Below are 4,393 nucleotides of genomic sequence, written 5' to 3'. Positions count from 1 at the left end.
CACGCGCACGCCCCAGGCGGAGACGCCCGCGCTCAACGCGCTGACCACCGCGGTCGCGAGATCCCGATCCGCCATCGTCACCTCGCCGCGCGCGGCGAGCGGCTCCGCCGTCGAGACGCTCGACGAGGCGAGCGTCTCGAGCACCATGCGCTTGCGCGAGACGCCGACGAGGACGGGATATCCGAGTTCCTGGAGCCGTGGCAGGCCGGCCAGCAGCTGCCAGCCCTGGGCGGTCGTCTTGTCGAAGCCGAGCCCCGGATCGAGCACGAGGCGCTCGTGCGAGATCCCCGCCGCACGGGCCGTCTCGGCGAGCCGGGCCAGGTCGTCGCGCACCTCGGCGACGACGTCGGCGTACTCCGAACGGCGATGCGCGGGATCGGGTACCCCCCGCCAGTGCATGGCGATGTAGGTGGCGTCCGAGTCCGCGGCGACGCGCAGGATGTCGGGATCGTGCAGTCCGCCGGAGACGTCGTTGACGATGGTGGCGCCGGCGGCGATCGCAGCCCGGGCGGTGGCCGCGTGGATGGTGTCGATCGAGACGACTGCGCCGGCGGCGGCGAGGGCCTCGATGACGGGCAGGACGCGGCGCTGCTCCTCCTCGACGGGCACGGGCGAGGCGCCCGGTCGCGTCGACTCTCCGCCGACATCGACGATGTCGGCGCCCTGCGCGATGAGCTCCAGCCCGTGGGCGATCGCCGCGTCCGGGCCGAGGAACCGCCCGCCGTCGCTGAAGGAGTCGGGGGTCGTATTCACGATCCCCATCACCAGGGGAATTGTCCGAGTCACTGCCGGCCCCGGCCCGGTTCGCTCGCGGTGAGGAGCGTGAGCACTTCCGCCCGCTCGACGGGCCGGGTGAACACCCCCCGGGAGGCCATCGAGACGACGCGCGCCTCGGCCTGCTGGGCCCCGCGATCGGAGACGCAGCCGTGTGAGGCCTCGAGCACGACGAGAACGCCCGCGGCATCGAGGCCGGTCTCGAGCGCTTCGGCTATCTGCTCGCCGAGCCTCTCCTGCAGCTGCGGTCGCGCGGCCAACGTGGCGACCACGCGCGGAATCGCCCCGAGCCCGGCGACCCGATCGCCGGGCCGGTAGGCCACATGCGCGCGCCCGCGGAAGGGCAGCAGGTGGTGTTCGCAGACCGACCGCAGGGTGATGTCGCGCAGCAGCACGAGCTCGCCGCTGTTTTCACCGATGGGCATCGTGTCGCGCAGGTGGATCAGCGGATCGACCCCGACGCCGGCGAAGAACTCCGCGTAGGCCTCGGCGACCCGCCCCGGGGTCTCGGCGTAGGTCTCGTCGAGCGGATCCTCACCGATGGCGCTGAGCAGTTCGCGCACCGCGGCGGCGATGCGCTCCCGGTCGACGCCCGCGCTCACGGGACGGCCGCCCCGTCGTCGGGCGCCCCGCCCGCCGGCTTCGCCGCGTCGTCTCCCGTGGGCTTCGCCGGATCGGCGAGCGCATCATCCGTGCGCACGCTCTCGGGGATCTCGATGGGAGGCAGGTCGCTGACGGGCCGCTGATCGCTCGAGAGCCACAGGTTCCGCTCTGGCAGCTTCTCGACATCGGCGAAGATCTCGGCGACCTGGATGTGATCCAGCGTCTCCTTCTCCATCAGCTCGCCCGCCAGCCGATCGAGCACGGCGCGGTTCTTCACGAGCGCCTCGTAAGCCTCGTCGTGCGCCTGCTCGATGAGCGCGCGGACCTCGCTGTCGACCGAGACCGCGACGCCTTCGCTGTAGTCCCTGGTGCTGCCGAACTCCCCGAGGTAGGGCGACGCCTGCGCCTGCCCGAGACGCACCGGGCCGAGCGTCGCGGACATGCCGTACTCGGTGACCATCTTGCGCGCGGTCGCCGTCGCCTTCTCGATGTCGTTGCCCGCCCCAGTGGTCGGGTCGTGGAACACGAGCTCTTCGGCGACGCGCCCGCCCAGCGCATAGGCGAGCTGATCCTGCAGCTCGTTGCGCGTGACCGAGTACTTGTCCTCGAGCGGGATCACCATGGTGTAGCCGAGGGCGCGGCCGCGGGGCAGGATCGTGATCTTCGTGACGGGATCGGTGTGGTTCAGTGCCGCCGCGACCAGGGCGTGGCCGCCCTCGTGGTAGGCGGTCATCAGCTTCTCATGATCCTTCATCACACGGGTGCGGCGCTGCGGGCCGGCGATGACACGATCGATCGCCTCGTCGAGCGCGCGGTTGTCGATCAGTTGTGCATTGGAACGGGCGGTGAGGAGCGCCGCCTCGTTGAGCACGTTGGCGAGATCGGCGCCCGAGAAGCCCGGCGTCTTGCGCGCGACCACGTCGAGGTCGACGTTCTGCGAGAGCGGCTTGCCCTTCGCGTGCACCTCGAGGATCGCCTTGCGCCCCTTCATGTCGGGAGCGTCGACGCCGATCTGGCGGTCGAAGCGGCCGGGGCGCAGCAGCGCCGGATCGAGCATGTCGGGGCGGTTGGTGGCCGCGATCATGATCACGTTCGTCTTCGGGTCGAAGCCGTCCATCTCGACGAGCAGCTGGTTCAGCGTCTGCTCGCGCTCGTCATGGCCTCCGCCCATGCCCTGGCCGCGCCGCTGTCCGACCGCGTCGATCTCGTCGACGAAGATGATCGCGGGTGCGTTCGCCTTCGCCTCCTTGAAGAGATCCCGCACGCGGCTGGCGCCGACGCCGACGAACATCTCCACGAAGTCCGACCCCGAGATCGAGTAGAAGGGCACGCCGGCCTCGCCGGCGACCGCGCGCGCGAGCAGCGTCTTGCCGGTGCCGGGCGGACCGTACAGCAGCACGCCCTTCGGAATGCGGGCGCCGACCGCCTGGAAGCGCGAGGCATCCTGCAGGAAGTCCTTGATCTCGTACAGTTCCTCGACCGCCTCGTCGGCACCGGCGACGTCGGCGAAGGTCACCTGCGGCATCTCCTTGGTGTTCAGCTTGGCCCGCGACTTGCCGAACTGCATCACCTTGTTGCCGCCGCCCTGCATCGAGGAGAGCATCCACCAGAAGAAGAGTCCGATGAGCGCGAGCGGGAGGATGAACCCCATGATCGACCAGAACGGATTCGGCTGCGGCACCTGATCCGTGAAGCCGTCCTTCGGCTTGGCGTCGCCGACGGCCGCGACCACGTCCTCGCCGCGCTGGTTGACGTAGTAGAAGAAGACCTCGGTCGATCCGGTCTTCTCGTCCGCCTTCGCGAGCACGAGGTTGACCCGCTGGTCGCCGTCGATGATCTCGGCCTGCGTCACCTGCCCGGCGCTCAGCATCTCGAGCCCGCGCTGCGTCGTGACCTCGCGCGCACCGCCGCCGCCGAGCAGCGACCAGCCGAGGAGCACGATCAATGGCGCCAGGATCAGATAGAGGAGCGGCCCGCGGAAGAGCCGCCGCGCTCGCGATCCATTGGGTGCTGTTTCAGCCAAGTTGCGGCCTTTCTCGCGCGGGAAGGAACTTCCACAAGCGTAGTCGTCGCCCCCGACATTTTTTCTGCGAGATCCAGTCGACTTCCCGCTGATCTGGGGAAATCATCGCGGGTTTCTCTCAGAGCGGAGCCACGGCGCCGTATCGCAGCCGCCGCGAGGCGATCGCGCGGGTCAGCCGCCGGGCATCGACGCCGGTCCGGCCTTCAAATCCGCACGGCCGGTCCGCGCTTCCGGTCCGCGCCGTCAGTCCTCGCCGGCGTACACGTGCGGCGCGAGGACGCCGACGTCGCGGAGGTTCCGGTAGCGCTCGGCGTAGTCCAGCCCGTAGCCCACGACGAAATCCGTGGGGATGTCGAAGCCCACGTACGCCACGTCCACCTCGACCTTCGCGGCGTCCGGCTTGCGCAGCATCGTGCAGATGCGCACCGACTTCGCTCCGCGCGACTCCAAGTTCTCCTTCAGCCAGGCGAGGGTCAGGCCGGAGTCGATGATGTCCTCGACGATCAGCACGTCACGACCCTCCAGCGCCGTGTCGAGATCCTTCAGGATCCGCACCACGCCGCTGGACTTGGTGCTCGCTCCGTACGAAGAGACCGCCATCCAGTCCATCTCGGCGTGGAAGCGCAGTTCGCGGGCCAGATCGGCCATCACCATGACCGCGCCCTTGAGCACGCCGACGAGCAGCGGCGGGCGATCGGCCGGGTAGTCGGCCTCGATCTGGCGCGCCATCTCGGCCAGTCGAGTCCGCAGCTGCTCCTCGGTGACCAGAATCTTCGAGAGTTCGTCGCCCAGATCTTTCGCATCCATGCAGCTACTGTACCGGCGCGCGACCACGACCACCCGGGGGCGCCTCGATCTCAGGTCGTGCGCCGCTCCTCTGACGGCCCTTCAGTCGGCCCCGGCTCCGCCCCGGCGTCCGATCCGGCACCAGGCCCCGCGCCGGCCCTTGCGCCCGGACCTCGGTCCCGGTCCCGGTCTCGGGCGACGAGCATG

4 protein-coding genes are annotated in these 4,393 nt (G+C 69.9%); all 4 read right to left on the bottom strand.

Going from position 1 to position 4,393, the window contains the following annotated elements:
• Nucleotides 1-762 (bottom strand): dihydropteroate synthase (gene folP / locus ACFPZL_RS10480; RefSeq protein ID WP_382335344.1); only part of this gene is annotated, 762 nt, incomplete at its 3' end.
• Nucleotides 763-782: 20 nt separating this feature from the next.
• On the bottom strand, nucleotides 783-1,376 hold the full coding sequence (gene folE, locus ACFPZL_RS10475) for a GTP cyclohydrolase I (RefSeq protein ID WP_218116297.1): 594 nt from the start codon (nucleotides 1,374-1,376) through the stop codon (nucleotides 783-785).
• Complete coding sequence (gene ftsH / locus ACFPZL_RS10470) at nucleotides 1,373-3,400, bottom strand: ATP-dependent zinc metalloprotease FtsH (protein ID WP_218116296.1); 2,028 nt, start codon at nucleotides 3,398-3,400, stop codon at nucleotides 1,373-1,375. The genes folE and ftsH overlap by 4 nt, the downstream gene beginning before the upstream one ends.
• Before the next feature lie 243 nt (nucleotides 3,401-3,643).
• Entirely contained in the window at nucleotides 3,644-4,207 is a 564-nt protein-coding gene (gene hpt / locus ACFPZL_RS10465) for a hypoxanthine phosphoribosyltransferase (RefSeq protein WP_218116295.1), read from the bottom strand.
• Nucleotides 4,208-4,393: the final 186 nt, after the last annotated feature.

Origin of the sequence: Leucobacter soli (genome assembly GCF_042659205.1) — a bacterium.
Taxonomy (GTDB): Bacteria; Actinomycetota; Actinomycetes; order Actinomycetales; family Microbacteriaceae; genus Leucobacter; species Leucobacter soli.
Note: the sequence above shows the minus strand (reverse complement) of the source record. Positions and strands in the feature narration are given on the sequence as shown.